We start from the raw sequence: 17,022 nt of genomic DNA, 5'->3' as shown, positions 1-17,022 counted from the left end.
ATAGATTTTCAAGTGTAGCCCTTCATTAATTGAAGGGTTTTTTATATAGACCCATCTGTATGAAATATTGAACGCATAGTCTCCCCTAAAGTAACCACATGACTATGCTCACGCATTAAACTTTCAGCGCGTGCTGAGTCTTGTTGCTTTAATGCATTGAATATTGAGCAGTGTTGGATATGCGCATATTGCAAACGACGAATTTCAGACAGCGCATTATTTTTATCATAAGTCAGTGCTTGTGCAGATGCCATAGGTAACTGATTGTTTTTACTGAGTGCTTGCACAATTGCGACATTATCCGAGCCTTGAATAATAGTATTGTGAAAAATAGTGTTGTAATGATGGTAGGTTTCTAAATCATCGCTTGTTAATTCTGGTTTATTGAATATGGAATCAATTTGCGTAATACAATTCAAAAGTGTTTGATGTTGATCTAACGTCATGCCTTTTTCAGCAAGCGTTTTTGCAGCAAGACCTTCTAAAACGCCACGTACATGCAACGCATCATGAACTAATTTGGATGAAATTTCTCGAACAGTATAGCCTCGAGTTGGATTTTTAACGAGTAAGCCTTCTTGCTCTAAAAGCCGAAAAGCCATTCGAATAGGTTGACGCGATACACCTAGCATTTCAGCAGTCGGAATTTCAGCCAAACGAGAACCTCCTGCAATCTCCCCAGAAATAATCATTTTTCGAAGTTCAATTAACACTTGCTGCCCTGAAGACATATAACTACTCAATTTTTTTGATCATGATTGATCCTAACGAGTCAGATTTGGAATATCAATCTCTGTTGACTTAAAGGACTCTTTTAGGCCGGAAATTCACTATTCTATTTTTGATAACTGAGGTGATTATGAGTTCGTATCATCAATATTTATTTTTTGAAGATTGGTTGCCATTAACTCTAGATTGTTTCGAATTAAATAAGCTAAATGGATATCTACCCCATCTAACATTTTTTGTTCTATCTCATTAACAATGTTTCGACATTGTTCGAGTTTTTCAAATCCTTTAGGCGTTACATTAATTAAAATTCTTCGTCCATGTGAGGGATCTGAAGCTCTACTGATCCAATCCTGGTTTTGTAAATCTTGTAGAATTTTATTGGTAGATTGCGGTTTAATAAATGAACGTTCTGCAAGTTTTGCATTAGATAGATTGCCTTTCGCAGCGATAACTGACAATGCTGTAAACTGAGATAAGGTGATATCTAAGTCTTTTAAACGTTCAGTTAAAAGTTTACTCACAATACGATCAACCCTTGCAATTATATAGCTCAGTGTCGGAATCGAATGATTAACTTCTGACATTTTATATTCCTTAATAGATGAACAAAAGTATGACTACTGTCGTAATCATACTTTTAACATATGTTTAACGTGTAGTTATATTTAGAACAGCATCAGACTGCTCTGCTCGTGGCTTGCGTACAAGCATTAAAGCCGCAACAGCTGCAAATAAAATCAGTGGAATACTTGCACCAATGACCATTGCTGAACTAGAACCTAACGACAGTAGCATGCCAGCAAATAGGGGCCCTGCAAAAGATCCTATACGCCCTACTGCGACTGCAGCGCCTACACCCGTGCCACGCATTTCTGTTGGATAGAACATCGCTGCCAATCCATAGAGCGCTGATTGCCCACCTACAATAAATAGACCACAACCCACAGCAGACAATACAAGTAAAGCAACAGTTGGAGAGATTGCAAGACAGCACAGTGATAACAAGATGCCAATATATATAAATTTAATTACAGTACTCATGCGAATCTTATCAAGTAAAGTTCCCATGAGAATCGACCCGAAGATACCACCGATGTTGTAACCAATTTGAACATAGTTCGCTTCTGTTTTTCCTAAACCTTGTGCACCCATCAATAGTGGCAACCAGTTGAGTAAAAAATATAAAACAACTAACGTAAAGAAAAAACTGATCCAAATTTGAATCGTGGAAAAACGCCGTTCTTTTGCAAACAACACTTCAAAGAATGGGGTAGAAGTTTTATTCTTCGTCGCTGTTAAATAGTCTTTAGACTCCGGCAAATACTTCATTAGCAAAGGGATTAAAAGAATTGGAGCGAAGCCACCAATGTAGAAGATATGTCTCCATTGCGCATCACCAGCTAAACCCATTGCCACGAATGATGTCAACATTCCACCAAATGGAATACCGCTATACATAATACTGACTGCAATGCCTTTATGTTTCTCTGATACTGCCTCAGATGCCATGGTGATCATCATTGGTAAAGCGCCACCCATCCCTAAGCCAGTTAAGAAACGAATGATTAAAAGCAGTGTATAATCAGAAGCATATGCCGTTAGAACTGACATCACTCCAAAAATTAAAATACTGGTCAATAGAACTGCCTTACGCCCAATTTTATCAGCGAAACGACCTCCTAATAATGCACCAGGTAAAGTACCCAAGATTGCCGCGCTAAATGCCCATGCCATTTGAGTATTATCTAAGCCAAACTCTGCTCGCATCCGTGGTGCTGCTACGCCCATTGATTGAAGATCGAAACCTTCAAATACAGCGATAGCGAAACACAGTACGAGTGTAAGCGTAGCTTTAGTCTTACTACTTACACTTTGTTCCATTTTTTATTGTCCCTTTTAGAGCTTTTAAAATACTTTTAAAAAAATACACATCCTATGTATTGCCTCCGTCCAGGCAACTCAAAAAATATCACCCAAACTTATAAAATAATCAATATTTTTTTTTAAATAAAATTCATTTAAAATATTATTTTATTAAATATCAATAGATTATAAAAATTCTATAAAAAATTCAAAAAAACACTTGTATGTAAGTTTAACTGATATTATCTTAATTCCAACAGGACATAAAACAAACACTAAGGAGCTTATCATGTCTTATCAAAATCGCTGGTCCACTGTTGATGTAAAAGTTGAAGCTGGCATTGCTTGGGTCACTTTAAATCGCCCAGAAAAGAAAAATGCGATGAGTCCAACCTTAAATAAAGAAATGATTGATGTACTTGAAACGCTTGAACTCGATCCAGAAGCAGGTGTTTTGGTACTCACTGGTGCTGGGGATTCTTGGACAGCAGGTATGGACTTGAAAGAGTACTTCCGTGAGGTTGACAGCCAGCCAGAAATTTTCCAAGAGCGAATTCGTCGTGATGCATCACGTTGGCAATGGCATTTACTTCGTTTTTATTCAAAACCAACGATTGCAATGGTAAACGGCTGGTGCTTCGGTGGTGGATTCTCACCACTAGTCGCATGTGATCTAGCCATTGCAGCAGATGAAGCTACATTTGGCTTGTCTGAAGTGAATTGGGGAATTCCTCCAGGTAACTTAGTGAGCAAAGCTATGGCTGATACAGTCGGTCATCGTGCTTCTATGTACTACATCATGACAGGCAAAACCTTCTCTGGTGTTGAAGCTGCAAATATGGGCTTAGTGAACAAGAGTGTTCCACTTGCTCAATTACGTGCAGAAGTAACTGAATTGGCAAATAATTTGCTTGAAAAGAATCCAGTTGTACTGCGTACAGCGAAGAATGGTTTTAAGCGCTGTCGTGAGCTGACTTGGGAGCAAAACGAAGATTACTTATACGCCAAACTGGATCAATGCAACTACCGTGATGATGAAGGTGGTCGTGCACAAGGTATGAAGCAATTCTTGGATGACAAAACAATCAAACCAGGTCTTCAAACTTATAAACGTCCTGCTTAAGCAGAATCTACTTTTTTCGTCATGATGGACATGTAAGGAAACATTCACCATGCAAAACGTACAGTTACTTATTCACGGCCAATCTGTTGCAGCAAGTTCAGGACAAACTTTTCAAAGAATCAGTCCAATTAATGGCTCAATCGCATCAACGAGTGCAGCAGCGACTTTAAGCGATGTTGATCGTGCAATTGAGTCAGCGCATGAAGCATTTAAAACTTGGTCTGTTCTATCACCAACAGACCGACGTTTAAAATTGCTTAAAGCTGCAGATTTGATGGATCAAAAAACTGAACAGTTTATTCAAACTGCAATACATGAAATAGGTTCAACTGCGACGTGGTATGGCTTTAATGTCCATCTTGCTGCCAATATGCTGAGAGAAGCGGCAGCCATGACTACACAAATTGATGGAAATATTATTCCATCAGATGTTCCTGGCAATATCGCTATGGGTGTTCGCGTTCCATGTGGTGTCATCGTTGGTATGGCGCCGTGGAATGCTCCTGTTATCTTAGCCACTCGTGCCTTAGCGATGCCTCTGGCTTGTGGGAATACAGTCGTACTTAAAGCATCTGAAGCTTGCCCTGCAACACATCGATTAATTGGGGAAGTACTTCATGAAGCAGGTATTGGCGATGGTGTTGTCAATGTCATTACTCATGCCCCGCAAGATGCTCCACAGATTGTAGAGCGTTTAATCAGTCATCCATTGACTAAAAGAATTAATTTTACAGGTTCAACGCATGTAGGACGAATAATTGCAGAAACTGCAGCGAAATACCTCAAACCAGTGTTGCTGGAACTTGGTGGCAAAGCACCGGTCATTGTATTGGAGCAAGCGGACCTGGACGAAGCCGTTAATGCCATCAGTTTCGGCGCTTTTTTCAATCAGGGACAGATCTGTATGTCGACAGAGCGTGTTCTTGTGGATGAAAAAATTGCAGACCAATTCATCGAAAAATTGATCAATAAAGTTCAGAATATCAGAGCAGGAAATCCACTTGAGAGTCAAGAACCCCTGGGCGTTCTAGAAAGTTTAAAAGCTGCAACAAGAATCAAAAATTTAATTGAAGATGCACGTGAAAAAGGTGCATATTTACCACTAGGTTTAAGCATTGATGGTGCTATGATGCAACCTACTATCGTAGTTGACGTCACTAAAGATATGCAGATTTATGCCGAAGAGTCTTTTGGTCCTGTGTGCACCGTTCAACGTTTTAAAACTGTTGATGAAGCAATCGATTTAGCAAATGACTCAGAATTTGGATTATCTGCAGCAGTTTTTAGTCAAGATTTATCCCTAGCTCTAGATGTTGCTAAACGTATCGAATCAGGTATTTGTCATATTAATGGTGCAACCGTTCATGATGAAGCGCAAATGCCTTTTGGTGGCGTGAAACAAAGTGGTTATGGACGATTTGGGAGTAAAGTCTCAGTTGCAGAGTTCACTGAGCTGCGTTGGATCACCATGCAAACCAAAACTCGTCACTACCCTATTTAACGAATATCTCAAAGAGTTGACATGAAGTCAGCTCTTTTCGTTGGAAAAGAATAGCTAAAAATACATGGAGTGAAAACAATGTCGAATATGACGGTTCATACGCATAAATATCCTGAGCGATTTGTTAAATTAGGCAGTCACGAGATTGAGTTTCAATCTAAAAATGGCACTTTGTATATTTCCCCAAAAGAACAACTTAAACCATACCCACAAAAAATTACTGACCGTTTAATTCAATATGCTCAAACACATCCCGATCGTGTATTCGCAGCAAAACGTGGTCATGATGATGAATGGATTAAGCTTACATACGCAGAAACATTAGATCGAGCATGGCGTATTGCACAAAGTTTGAAACAATATTCACATCTTTCAACTGAACGTCCTATTGTCATTCTATCTGGAAATGATCTAGAGCATCTTACTTTGTCAATGGGAGCAATGCTTGCAGGAATTCCATTCTCTGCAATTTCTCCTGCCTATTCACTTATTTCTAAAGATTTTGGCAAGCTCAAACATGTGTTTGATGTTCTAACACCAGGTTTGGTTTTTGCTAATGATGGTCAAGCTTTTGCTAAAGCGATTGAACATTGCTGTGATACAGATGATATTGTGATCGTTACGAATTCTGGAAAACTTGGTGAGAAAAATTGCCTTGCTTTCTCTTCACTCCTCTCCTCTGAAATTAGTGATATTAAAGATCATTATGAGACCATTGATGAACATCAAATAGCGAAATTTCTATTTACATCTGGCTCAACTAAAATGCCGAAAGCGGTACCTACAACGCATCTAATGCTATGTACCAATCAACAGATGCTGCTTCAGACCTTCCCTGAGTTTGAAGAGACCCCCCCAGTATTAGTTGATTGGTTAGCATGGCATCATACTTTTGGTGGCAGTCATAATGTAGGAATCGCATTATATAACGGCGGCACAATTTATATTGATGACGGCAAGCCAGTTCCAGGAAAGATGGAAGAAACCATCAGGAATCTTAAGGAAATTGCACCTACTGTGTATTTAAACGTTCCTAAAGGATGGGAAGAAATAACCGTAGCACTTGAACAAGATGCTGAGTTACGTGAAAAATTTTTTAGTCGAGTTAAAATTTTGTTTTTTGCTGGTGCTGCACTATCAGAAGCTGGTTGGAACAGACTTGACCAAATTGCGCAGTCACACTGTGGGGAACGTATTCGTATCATGAGCGGTTTGGGGATGACTGAGACTGCACCATCATGTGTGTTTACAACTGGTCCCAAAGTAATGGCTGGGTTCATTGGATATCCAGCTCCAGGTTGTGAAGTGAAATTAGTTCCTTATGGTGACAAACTTGAGTTTTGTGTTCGTGGTAAAAAATGTCATGAAACATTACTGGCGTCTACCTATGGAACAACAAGCTGACATCTTTGATGATGAAGGCTTTTACCGCACCGGGGATGCAGTGAAATTAGTGGATCCATCCGACCCGAGTCAGGGACTCATGTATGATGGCCGTATAGCTGAAGATTTTAAGTTAAATACAGGTACCTTTGTCAATGTTGGAACTTTACGCAATAAAGTTCTCATTACAGGTAATCGATTTATTCAAGATGTTTGTATTACTGGTTCTAATTTAAGTGCGATTGGATTTTTAATATTTCCCAAAATTGCAGATTGCGCTGAGTATGCAGGATTAGATTTAAGTCTAGTTAGTGCTAAAGAGGTGCTTCTACACCCTAAAGTTCAACAGTGGTTCAAGCAATTTTTAATTGATTTCAATAAAGATGCGACAGGTAGTTCAAACACTGTTTCGATGCTTTACCTCATGATTGAACCTCCACTTCTTGATGCAGGAGAAACCACTGATAAAGGCAATCTCAATCAAAGTGGTATCTTGAAACGTCGCATAGCAATGGTGGAAGAGTTATACGAAAAAAACATCAATAATCCACTCATTATTCGCATTCCAACCCTTAGAAATTAACTCAACTTTTTTATTCAGCAGCGTTTAGCCAAACGCTGCTTAGACAGTTGCATTCAAAATTAGGATAACGCTATGCAGAAAGATAGTGATTTTGAGCTGTTTCGGGACAATTATCGACGCTTCCTAGCAGAGTTTGTCGCCCCATATTATGAGTCATGGGAAGAGCAAGGACTCATGCCTCGACAAGTTTGGGATCAACTTGGACAAAATGGATTTTTATGCGTCGATGTGCCTGAACAATATGGAGGTTACGGCGCACCGATATATTATTCACAAATGATCGTTCAAGAAACGGCTCGAGCGGGCTTCTCTGCGTTAGCCGTTGCAATCGGTGGTCAGAGTGAACTTGTTTCACCCTATATCCAGAATATTGGTAGTGAAGATCAAAAACAATATTGGTTACCTAAAATGGTATCCGGTGAAGTTGTTACAGCTATTGCAATGACTGAAGCCAATGCAGGTTCAGACCTACAAGCCATCCGCACTCAAGCCTTATTAGATGGCGATCATTATGTGGTAAATGGCTCAAAAACGTTTATATCGAATGGTCAACATGCAGATCTCATAGTTTTAGTTGCTAAAACTGATCCTCAAGCAAGAGCTAAAGGTATTTCGATTTTATTGGTGGATGCTCATTTAGATGGAGTAAAAAAAGGTCGTGGTCTAAAAAAAATTGGACTTCAATCTCAAGACACTGCCGAATTATTTTTTGACCAAGTCAGAGTTCCTAAAGACCAATTATTAGGTCAGGAAGGTCAAGGCTTTAGCTATCTCATGCAAGAACTTCCACGTGAGCGTTTGAGTATTTCACTCATGGCATTAGGCGCTTTGCAAGGTGCTTTAGAAATTACTCAAGAATACGTCCTCGAACGTAAAGCTTTTGGACAGTCAATTGCACAATTTCAAAATACTCGTTTTGTAATCGCTCAAGCCAAAATTAAAACTCTAGCAGCCGAAGCCTTTGTCGAAAAATGTAAGTCGCTTTATCAACAGGGAGTATTGGATGTAAGCGAAGTTGCGGCATTGAAATGCTTCATCACTGATACCCAATGTGAAGTCATTGATCAACTTCTGCAATTGTTCGGGGGATATGGATACATGCGGGAATATCCAATATCTCGATTTTATGTCGATGCACGTGTTCAAAAAATTTATGGGGGAACCAATGAAATTATGAAAGAAATCGTTGCAAGAGAACTTTTAGGAAAATAACACAAAGATTACCTCTATGTATTAATACTATTTCAGGATGAAATAAAGATGAAAAAATTATGGATCACACCACTTCTATTATGTACCGCTCCAGTATTTGCAAATAATTTTATCGACCAAAGTAAAGTCGAATTAACTGCACGTAACTTCTACTTTGACCGTGACTTTAAAGTTGAGAATAGATACCCCGCATTAAGAGACTGGACACAAGGATTTATCTTTAAAGCACAATCTGGATTCACCGATGGAACGATTGGTTTTGGTTTAGATCTATTAGCGACCGCAGGTTTTAAACTGGATGCTGATGCTAAATATGGAGGTACAGGAAACTTAATTCGTTCCTTGGAAACCAATGAGCCTGCAGATCAATATGGTGAAGTTGGAGTCACTTTAAAAGCTAAAGTTTCTGAAACCGAGGTACGTATAGGGACTCTTCAACCCATGACTCCTGTTTTAGTCGGCTCTCCAGCACGACTTTTACCTCAAACGTATCGAGGTGTTGCAGTTCAATCTAAAGATATTCAAGGTCTGGATCTCCAAGCATCCTATATTGATGAAGTCAATCAACGTGATTCTACAAATTATGAAGCTATAAAAATCTCTGGAGTAAATGGTCGTTATATTTCTGAAGAAACAGATTATTTGTATTACTTAGGTGGACATTATGACTTGACTCATAATCCATTGCGGTTGACTGCATTTCATATGGATGTTAACGACTTATATCGCCAATCGTTGTTAGGCATAACCTATAAATATCCAATCTCAAATCAATCCACTTTTACAACACAGTTGCGTTACTACATTAGCGATGAAGATGGGACTGCTAAAGCAGGTTTAGTTGACAATAATTTACTTCATAGCCATTCAGAACTTCAACACCAAAACCATAAGTTTATCTTTTCTACATTTCACCACTTTGGAGATACTGCTTTTCCGTACTTAACTGGAGGAGAAACTGGACTAGCAATTGATACTTGGACTGGTGAGTTTTTGAATGCGAAAGAGCGTGTTTATAGCCTGCGTTATGAATACGATTTTAAAGACTATATCCCAGGTCTTCGTTTTATGACCCGCTATACCCATGGTAGCAATATTTACGCACCACAGTTGGGTGGTACAGATTTTTCGGAAGATGAATTGGATTTTGATCTAGCTTACATAGTTCAAAATGGCCTACTAAAAAATTTAGGTTTACGCGCGCGTTACGCGATCTACGATAATGATATGCCAATTACCGCCAATATTAAGCCAGCCAATGAAACTCGTATCAATATTGATTACACGTGGAAATTTAAATAATAACAAAAGGGTTCTTTACTGAGGAACCCTACCCTCTCTAAGGATAATAAGTATGAAATATTTAATCGGCTTATTGGTCTATACCACCACTACATTAAGTTTGGCAAATACCCAATATTCACCACAACCCATAAAACTTGAACCCCTTGCGACATTCAATGTTGAACTCACAGCCCCAGTTTGGGAACTCGGTAAAACTTCAGATTTAGGGCAAAGACGCATTATCCCAATCACTGGAGGAACTTTTTCTGGACCAAGTTTGAAGGGGCGTATTCTTAACAATGGTGCAGATTGGCAAAAGGTCGATAGCAAAGGTTTGGCATATATAGATACGCGCTATTTATTAGAAACTGATGATGGTGCTCTGATTTATTTACAAACTAAAGGTTATCGCCATGCTTCACCACAAGTACTAGAACAATTAAGTCGTGGCGAAGATGTTAATCCCACTCAATATTACTTCAAGTTAACCATGCAGTTTGAAACTAGCTCAGAAAAATATGCATGGTTAAATCAGACAATTGCAGTTGGAAGTGCAATGCGTCTCGGAAAAGCCGTGATCTATGATGCATTTACAGTGAAATAAATATTAAAAGGAGTACTTTTCAATGGACGAACAAGTTTTATCTAATTTACCCCCTATTCATCATTTATTAGGTGGTCATCAACTTCAGTGGGACAAGGAAAAGCGAGTAATTTCAGTTCAATATATTGCTCTTGAAAGTTTTACCAATCCTAGGGGAAGTGTTGAAGGAGGCATGATCTGCGCAATGCTTGACGATGCAATGGGAATTTTAGCTGCCTTAAATCAAACAGAAAAACCAGCTGCCACAATTAATTTAACAATTGATTTCCTGAGACCATGTGAAGTTGGTGAAGTATTGGCAAAAGCGTGGTTCATTAAAGAAGGACGTAAAATTTTATGCATTGAAAGTGAAGCTTGGCAGCATGGAAAGCTAGTAGCAAAAACCAGTGCTGCATTTATGGTTCTATAAGGATTAAAAAAAGAATGGATATCTTAAAATTAAAGGACTGTGTCGACAACGACAAAATAAGTTTATATCAAAAATTTGTCGTTTTTTTCTGTTTTATTTTATACATTATCGACGGATTCGATTTCATGATAATGGCTTATTTGGCAAGTTCAGTTGCCAATGAGTTTTCATTAACTGGTACTAATATAGGAACTTTAATTAGTGCTGGTTTAATTGGTATGACCGTCTGTTCATTTTTACTTGCACCTCTCGCAGATAAAATCGGTAGACGTAATTTAATTAACCTTTGTCTATTAATCTGTGGTCTGAGCATGTTTGCATCTGCATTTGCCACCGACTTTAAACAATTGGTTCTGTGCAGATTTTTCACTGGTGTTGGTATTGGTGGTGTTCAAATCAGTGCTATGATTTTGGCCAGTGAATATTCTCCGACTAAATATAAAAGTTTTAGTGTTGGTATATTATCTGCCGGTTATGGGATTGGAGCAATTAGCGGAGCACTACTTGCTGTATATAGCTTAGAAAGTATCGGTTGGAGACAAGTATTTCTAATTGGTGGATTCGTTACTACATTTGCTTTTCTGTGCTCATTGAAATTTTTACCAGAATCGATCGATTATTTATTACTAAAACAACCAAAACATGCTTTGGAAAAATTGAATCAAATTTTCTCTAAAATGCATAAAAAACCAATTCTCACACTCCCTAAAGCATACAAAGAAAATCAAAAGTCTTCTTACGTAGAAATATTTAACCACAAGTATTTAGTTAAATCCCTTGTATTATGGGTTTCTATATTCTTTATTCTTTTTGGTTTTTATTTCGTGATGGGCTGGACACCTAAAATTCTCAATAGTTCTGGTCTAGATAACTCATTATCGATTAAAACTGCCATGATGATCAGCGTGGGTGGTATTTTAGGTAGTTTTATCATTGGTGTTCTTAGTTCTAAAGTCAGCGTATACATCAATCAAATTGCCTTTTTAATCCTCACGTACGTATGTATTTTATTGTTTGTGAACAATACAGATAATTTAAATATATTAATCATCGTTGCCACAACGCTAGGATTCTTTATTAATGGCTGTTTAGCTGGAATCTATGCCATTTCTACACAGCTCTATGAGGCAGATGTACGATCAACAGGCGTGGGGATTGCAACTGGTGTTGGTCGTTTTGGTGGTATTTTCTCTCCAATCATTGCGGGATACTTTTTAGACCTAGGGAACTCGCCTTTAGAATTGTACGGAAATTTTGGTTTTGCATTTGTTTTAGCAGCTATTGCCATTTTGATCATCTATAAGTTAAAACAAAGATCCGTAGTAAATACACCATATGTCGTTTTACAAAAAGAACCTCAATAATTTATGCTCACGGATATATAACTTTGTATTGTTAAGATAAGTTGTTTCATCAAAATCTATTGATAGAAACAACAAAAGATCAGTGAAATCACTGACCTTTTTAATTTCTTGTTCAAAGTTTAAATATCAAAGAATACTGTTTCATTTTCACCTTGAATACGAATATCGAAACGATAAACGATCTGACCATCACGCTCTTCACGCTTAGCAATGAGTGTTTGACGACGTGGCGCCCACTCAATACCATTCAAAATTGGGTCTTTCGCATTCGCTTCAGCTTCATCCTCGAAGTAAACTCGAGTATGTAAACCTAAATTGATACCACGCGCAAAAATAACCAGCGCGATATGTGGTGCTTGCTGTGAACCCTTACGTCCAGGAACAGCACCTGGTTTGATCGTATCGAAGCTCCAAAAACCAGTGTCAAAATCCGCACCCGCTCTACCCCAACCTAAAAAGTTTGGATCTGGCTGCTTCCCTTGCGTATCCTGCTGACTTGGATAAACACCATTGGCATCAGCTTGCCAAATTTCTACGAGTACATCGCGAAGTGGTAAACCCAAACCGTCAAAAACTTGCCCTTCGAGGCGAATACGTTCACCTTGAGTGCCATCTTTCACCATTTGATTATTGAAGCTATGCTCAAATACTTCTATACCAGCTTGATTAGGCATTAATCCAATATGGACATATGGACCACCTGTTTGAGATGGTGTTTCATGTAATTCTTCAAATTTCCAGCCATTCATCCTGATGCTCCCTATCAAGTCAAATCATTTTCAAAATATGTCGCACGACGACCACGTAAAGTAATGTCAAAACGATAGCAACGACTATCTGCTTCAATAAAGTTGCTCTTGTCTTCGAGCGCAATTAAAGCTCTTCGCTGTTGTTCTGAAGGAACAGTTTTTAAAATTGGACAGCTATCAATTAATGTATCGCCTTCAAAATAAAACTGGGAAATCAAACGCTGTGCCCAGCCATCTGCCATCACAGAAAAATGGATATGTGCTGGACGCCACTCATTGATACGGTTACGCCACGGATAAGGTCCTGGCTTTATCGTTCTAAAAATGAAGAATCCATTTTCATCTGTGAGCATTCGACCGCAACCACCAAAGTTAGGGTCCATAGCTCCCACATACTGATCATTTGGATGGCGATAACGTCCTGAGGCATTTGCTTGCCATACTTCAATCAGAGCATTTTTGACAGGACGACCAAATTGATCACGTAAATAACCATGAATAATGACGCGTTCACCAACAGGTAAACCATCTTTTGCATAATTTAAAATTAAATCATTGTCTTTAGGACCCAATAAGTCTGCGCTAAAGTGAGGTGCAGTAACCTCGGTTAATGTTTGCGCAATCGAAATCAGTGCATTTTTCGGCGAACGTAATACACTGGTTTTATATCCCGGCGCATATGCTGGCGGATGATCATCTGTATTTCGCTGTGCATAAGCACCCATCAGAATTTGAGACATGAACCTCTCCTTATTCAATTTAAAATATCGTCCGTTTATTTAATTTTCTCAGGCGAAATGCCTAACTCTGCAAATACTTCTTCTGCCATATGCATTGCAGCATTGGCTGCAGGCAGACCTGCATATAAAGACGCATGCAAAAATAATTCTTTAAGATCATCTTTGGTAACGCCATTGTTGAAACAAGCACGAATATGCATTCTGAGCTCTGCTTCACGCCCCAATGCAAGTAAGATTCCAATCGTCACCAAACTACGTGTGTGTCTTGGCAGTCCTGGTCTTGACCAAACCTCACCCCATGCAAAACGACTAATAAAGTTTTGAAAATCAGCATTAAATTCGTTTAAATTTTCAAGTGAACGCCCGACATGGGCTTCACCCAAGACTTCAGTACGGACTTCTAGCCCCTGCTTATAACGTTCTTCATCATTCATGAGGTTATTCCTCTTTAAAATTGAAATTATTTGATGTTCAGATGTGCTTAAGACTGAATAAAAGCAAGCAATGCTTGGTTAAATTCAACTGGTCGCTCAATATTGGATAAATGCGATGCATCTATGACTGCAAGTTGACAGTCAGGTATATGTTGTTTTAAAAACTCACCATCATTCACTGTGGTCACAGGATCTAAGCCGCCACATAATGCCAAACAAGGCACAATAATTTTTCCAAGTTGATTGCGTAAATCCGTCTGAGCTAAAGCACGACAAGAGGCTGCATAGCCTTTAGGCTGAGTGACAGACAAACTCTGAATGGTTTTTTGAGCTGTCACATCGTGTAAATAATCAAATTGTTCACTAAACCAACGCGTATGTGTAGTACTGACGATATCAGCCAAACCATTTTGTTCAACCGCATCTGCACGACTCAACCATGCCTCGGCATTTCCAATTTTTGCTGCTGAATTTGCAATGGTAATAGAGTTAAAACGCTCTGGTGCAATTATGCCTAATTGAATCCCAGTAACTCCCCCCATGGAGATACCACAAAAATGCGCTTTTTCTATAGAGAAATGATTGAGTACATCAAGGACATCATTGGCCAAATCAATGATTGTGGTATTTTCAATGACACTACTTCTTCCATGACCACGTGTGTCATAGCAAATCACATCATAATCTTTGGAAAAATAATCAATTTGGGCTTGCCACATGCCATGATCAGTGCCCAGTGAGTTTGAAAAAATGATGCTTGGTTTTGTATCGTCACCAAAACGATAGACCGCAAGCTGCTGACCATTACGATTATTGATTAATGTCATTATGGTGTACCTCCTTGAACGCTCTCTAGTACCGCATCTATTTGTGCTTGAGTATTTCCTAGATAATGTTGCGGATTAAAAATCTGACGGAGTTGATCTAGATCAAAAATAGCTAATATTTCTGGATTATTTTGTACAACATCGAGTAAGTGTCGTTGTTCGGCAACTGCTTGCTTACAAGCAGCTTCCACAAGATGATGTGCATTCAATCGACCCATCTGAGGTGCGAGTGACATCATCAGTGCTTCAGCCATGATTAATCCTTGCGTGCACTCTAAATTTCTGAACATATTTTCAGGATCTACTTCTAATCCCGTAAATACATCGATTGCTCTACTTAAACTGCCCGCCGTCAGTTGAAATAACTCTGGTAACGCTAGCCATTCAGCATGCCATGCACCTAAACTTCGTTCATGTTCTTGTACTAAGCTTTGGTAGATACTTGACATTAATGCAGGGACGCGATTTGCAGCGGCTAGAATTGAAGCAGCTGCAACAGGATTACGCTTATGAGGCATCGTCGATGACCCTCCACGCCCAGCACCACTCGGTTCAAACACTTCTGCAATTTCTGTTTGCATCATGAGTGACCAATCACGGGCCATCTTGCCCAAGTTTCCTGTAATCGTTGCAAGTACATGTGCAATGTCGGCTACACGATCTCGTTCCCCATGCCATGTACATACGGGTGTATTTAAACCAAGTTTTTGTGCGTAGGTACTCACTACAGCCGAACCATATTCAGTTAATGAAGCTAAAGTACCTACCGCACCACCTAACTGCGCTGTTAAGACATGTTGCTGTAACTGCTGAACACGCTTTAAATCTCGATCTAAACTAGAGAGCCACCGTGCTGTTTTATGTCCAAAGGTAAGCGGTAAACCTTGTTGCAACCATGTACGTCCGATCATCACCTGATCACGGTATTGAATCGTCAGTTTTTTAGTTGCCTGAATAGCCTGGATAAGTTGCATTTCGATCAGCTGTAACGCATCTTGAGCTTGCAGCATAAAGGCCGTATCAATGATATCTTGGCTGGTCGCACCCCAATGCACATAACGAGAAGCATCTTCATTGATTTTTTTCACAGCAGCAGTGAATTGCTTTACGAATGGAATTGCAATATTGCCAGCGAGACCACTGGACTGTGCCAAATGATCAAAATTAATAATGGAATGAATTTCTTGTTCTGCAACACGTTGAATCGTTTCAGCAGCAATTAAGGGAATAACACCAACTTCAGCTTGAGCTTGAGCCAGTGCAACCTCTGCACGCAACATATATTTTACGAGTGCTTCATCACTAAATATGATATTTACATCATTCTGATAAAACAAACTTGCATATAACTGACTCATAACTTATCCCTATTACGCTTCATCATGTGTTTCACCATAAAGCGTCTGTCCAAAAATTGCTGTTAAACTTTTTCAATTATTAAAGCGATGCCTTGACCCACACCGATACACATAGAGCACAATGCATATTTGCCACCAGTTGCCTCTAGTTGGTTGAGAGCAGTCGTCACCAAACGCGCACCTGATGCACCCAATGGATGACCCAGTGCAATTGCACCACCATTTGGGTTTACACGCGCATCATCGTCGGCTAAACCTAGGTCACGTGTACATGCCAATGCTTGTGCTGCAAACGCTTCGTTCAGCTCAATCACATCCATTTGCTCTAGTGTTAAAGCGGTTTGAGCCAATAACTTTTTAATCGCAGGTGCCGGACCAAAGCCCATAATGCGAGGTTCAACCCCAACAGTGGTTGCACCAATCACTTTGGCACGAGGTTTTAAACCATATTTTTCTACAGCTGCATCAGAAGCAATCAGAATCGCAGCAGCACCATCGTTAATGCCTGATGCATTACCTGCGGTTACTGTACCGTCTGCTTTTACAACAGGTTTTAACTTGGTTAAGGCCTCGAGGGTGGTTGCACGAGGATGTTCATCTTTTGCCACCACAACCGCATCACCTTTACGCTGTGGAATAGTCACAGGCACGATTTCTTGATCAAAGAAACCACGTGCTTGCGCTGCAGCCGTACGTTGTTGGCTGGTTAAAGCAAATTGGTCTTGATCAGCACGGCTAATATTAAACTGTTCAGCCACGTTTTCAGCCGTTTGCGGCATGGTTTCAACACCATACATTTCTTTAAGCTTCGGGTTGATAAAACGCCAGCCCATGGTGGTGTCTTCAATCTTTTGAC

16 protein-coding genes and 1 pseudogene are annotated in these 17,022 nt (G+C 39.4%); 8 read left to right on the top strand and 9 right to left on the bottom strand.

Translation table 11 applies throughout. The annotated features are described in order from the left end of the window. Positions 1-41 precede the first annotated feature (41 nt). From AC1M9J_RS03925 to mhpT, 3 genes are all read right to left on the bottom strand, one after another. Complete coding sequence (locus AC1M9J_RS03925) at positions 42-731, bottom strand: GntR family transcriptional regulator (protein ID WP_035269117.1); 690 nt, start codon at positions 729-731, stop codon at positions 42-44. A 126-nt stretch (positions 732-857) separates the two neighbouring features. After that, a complete protein-coding gene (locus AC1M9J_RS03920; RefSeq protein ID WP_092766907.1) occupies positions 858-1,316 on the bottom strand; it encodes a MarR family winged helix-turn-helix transcriptional regulator in 459 nt (152 codons plus the stop codon). A 64-nt stretch (positions 1,317-1,380) separates the two neighbouring features. After that, positions 1,381-2,613, bottom strand: coding sequence for a 3-(3-hydroxy-phenyl)propionate transporter MhpT (mhpT, locus tag AC1M9J_RS03915; RefSeq protein ID WP_092766908.1), 1,233 nt, complete (start codon positions 2,611-2,613; stop codon positions 1,381-1,383). A gap of 271 nt (positions 2,614-2,884) precedes the next feature. Here mhpT and AC1M9J_RS03910 point away from each other — a divergent pair, with 271 nt between their 5' ends. The 8 genes and pseudogenes from AC1M9J_RS03910 (at position 2,885) to AC1M9J_RS03875 (ending at position 12,058) form a co-directional block, all read left to right on the top strand. Beyond that, entirely contained in the window at positions 2,885-3,718 is an 834-nt protein-coding gene (locus tag AC1M9J_RS03910; RefSeq protein WP_035270071.1) for a p-hydroxycinnamoyl CoA hydratase/lyase, read from the top strand. Between the two features lie 49 nt (positions 3,719-3,767). Next, complete coding sequence (locus AC1M9J_RS03905; protein WP_481951932.1) at positions 3,768-5,219, top strand: aldehyde dehydrogenase; 1,452 nt, start codon at positions 3,768-3,770, stop codon at positions 5,217-5,219. Positions 5,220-5,297: 78 nt separating this feature from the next. Beyond that, positions 5,298-7,185, top strand: a pseudogene (locus AC1M9J_RS03900) (feruloyl-CoA synthase). Between the two features lie 72 nt (positions 7,186-7,257). Continuing rightward, on the top strand, positions 7,258-8,397 hold the full coding sequence (locus AC1M9J_RS03895; RefSeq protein WP_035270077.1) for an acyl-CoA dehydrogenase family protein: 1,140 nt from the start codon (positions 7,258-7,260) through the stop codon (positions 8,395-8,397). Positions 8,398-8,445: 48 nt separating this feature from the next. Next, positions 8,446-9,699 carry an OprD family outer membrane porin gene (locus AC1M9J_RS03890; RefSeq protein WP_481951931.1) on the top strand — a complete coding sequence of 418 codons (1,254 nt, stop codon included), beginning with the start codon at positions 8,446-8,448 and terminating at the stop codon, positions 9,697-9,699. Between the two features lie 52 nt (positions 9,700-9,751). Further along, entirely contained in the window at positions 9,752-10,285 is a 534-nt protein-coding gene (locus AC1M9J_RS03885; protein ID WP_481609851.1) for a DUF3237 domain-containing protein, read from the top strand. Positions 10,286-10,307: 22 nt separating this feature from the next. Continuing rightward, positions 10,308-10,694: a PaaI family thioesterase gene (locus AC1M9J_RS03880; protein WP_481951930.1), complete on the top strand. Its 387-nt coding sequence runs from the start codon at positions 10,308-10,310 to the stop codon at positions 10,692-10,694. 14 nt (positions 10,695-10,708) lie between these two features. Next, on the top strand, positions 10,709-12,058 hold the full coding sequence (locus AC1M9J_RS03875; RefSeq protein WP_481951929.1) for an MFS transporter: 1,350 nt from the start codon (positions 10,709-10,711) through the stop codon (positions 12,056-12,058). A 119-nt stretch (positions 12,059-12,177) separates the two neighbouring features. Here the strand turns inward: AC1M9J_RS03875 and pcaG are convergent, their stop codons facing one another. The 6 genes from pcaG to AC1M9J_RS03845 form a co-directional block, all read right to left on the bottom strand. Beyond that, on the bottom strand, positions 12,178-12,807 hold the full coding sequence (gene pcaG / locus AC1M9J_RS03870) for a protocatechuate 3,4-dioxygenase subunit alpha (RefSeq protein ID WP_092766915.1): 630 nt from the start codon (positions 12,805-12,807) through the stop codon (positions 12,178-12,180). Between the two features lie 14 nt (positions 12,808-12,821). Then, positions 12,822-13,547: a protocatechuate 3,4-dioxygenase subunit beta gene (pcaH, locus tag AC1M9J_RS03865; protein ID WP_092766916.1), complete on the bottom strand. Its 726-nt coding sequence runs from the start codon at positions 13,545-13,547 to the stop codon at positions 12,822-12,824. Between the two features lie 35 nt (positions 13,548-13,582). Beyond that, complete coding sequence (pcaC, locus tag AC1M9J_RS03860; RefSeq protein ID WP_035269644.1) at positions 13,583-13,981, bottom strand: 4-carboxymuconolactone decarboxylase; 399 nt, start codon at positions 13,979-13,981, stop codon at positions 13,583-13,585. 47 nt (positions 13,982-14,028) lie between these two features. After that, on the bottom strand, positions 14,029-14,811 hold the full coding sequence (gene pcaD / locus AC1M9J_RS03855) for a 3-oxoadipate enol-lactonase (RefSeq protein ID WP_171076801.1): 783 nt from the start codon (positions 14,809-14,811) through the stop codon (positions 14,029-14,031). After that, positions 14,808-16,166, bottom strand: a complete 1,359-nt coding sequence (gene pcaB, locus AC1M9J_RS03850) for a 3-carboxy-cis,cis-muconate cycloisomerase (protein WP_481951928.1) — start codon at positions 16,164-16,166, stop codon at positions 14,808-14,810. The genes pcaD and pcaB overlap by 4 nt, the downstream gene beginning before the upstream one ends. Positions 16,167-16,228: 62 nt before the next feature. Next, the coding region (locus AC1M9J_RS03845) for an acetyl-CoA C-acyltransferase (protein ID WP_481951927.1) at positions 16,229-17,022 on the bottom strand (794 nt) is incomplete at its 5' end.

It is taken from the genome of Acinetobacter sp. ANC_7588 (assembly GCF_056783995.1).
Note: the sequence above shows the minus strand (reverse complement) of the source record. Positions and strands in the feature narration are given on the sequence as shown.

Excerpts from the sequence above, each read along its gene's own strand:
- AC1M9J_RS03925 (WP_035269117.1), bottom strand. The coding sequence starts at position 731 with ATGTCTTCAGGGCAGCAAGTGTTAATTGAACTTCGAAAAATGATTATT.
- AC1M9J_RS03920 (WP_092766907.1), bottom strand. The coding sequence starts at position 1,316 with ATGTCAGAAGTTAATCATTCGATTCCGACACTGAGCTATATAATTGCA.
- mhpT (WP_092766908.1), bottom strand. The coding sequence starts at position 2,613 with ATGGAACAAAGTGTAAGTAGTAAGACTAAAGCTACGCTTACACTCGTA.
- AC1M9J_RS03910 (WP_035270071.1), top strand. The coding sequence starts at position 2,885 with ATGTCTTATCAAAATCGCTGGTCCACTGTTGATGTAAAAGTTGAAGCT.
- AC1M9J_RS03905 (WP_481951932.1), top strand. The coding sequence starts at position 3,768 with ATGCAAAACGTACAGTTACTTATTCACGGCCAATCTGTTGCAGCAAGT.
- AC1M9J_RS03895 (WP_035270077.1), top strand. The coding sequence starts at position 7,258 with ATGCAGAAAGATAGTGATTTTGAGCTGTTTCGGGACAATTATCGACGC.
- AC1M9J_RS03890 (WP_481951931.1), top strand. The coding sequence starts at position 8,446 with ATGAAAAAATTATGGATCACACCACTTCTATTATGTACCGCTCCAGTA.
- AC1M9J_RS03885 (WP_481609851.1), top strand. The coding sequence starts at position 9,752 with ATGAAATATTTAATCGGCTTATTGGTCTATACCACCACTACATTAAGT.
- AC1M9J_RS03880 (WP_481951930.1), top strand. The coding sequence starts at position 10,308 with ATGGACGAACAAGTTTTATCTAATTTACCCCCTATTCATCATTTATTA.
- AC1M9J_RS03875 (WP_481951929.1), top strand. The coding sequence starts at position 10,709 with ATGGATATCTTAAAATTAAAGGACTGTGTCGACAACGACAAAATAAGT.
- pcaG (WP_092766915.1), bottom strand. The coding sequence starts at position 12,807 with ATGAATGGCTGGAAATTTGAAGAATTACATGAAACACCATCTCAAACA.
- pcaH (WP_092766916.1), bottom strand. The coding sequence starts at position 13,547 with ATGTCTCAAATTCTGATGGGTGCTTATGCACAGCGAAATACAGATGAT.
- pcaC (WP_035269644.1), bottom strand. The coding sequence starts at position 13,981 with ATGAATGATGAAGAACGTTATAAGCAGGGGCTAGAAGTCCGTACTGAA.
- pcaB (WP_481951928.1), bottom strand. The coding sequence starts at position 16,166 with ATGAGTCAGTTATATGCAAGTTTGTTTTATCAGAATGATGTAAATATC.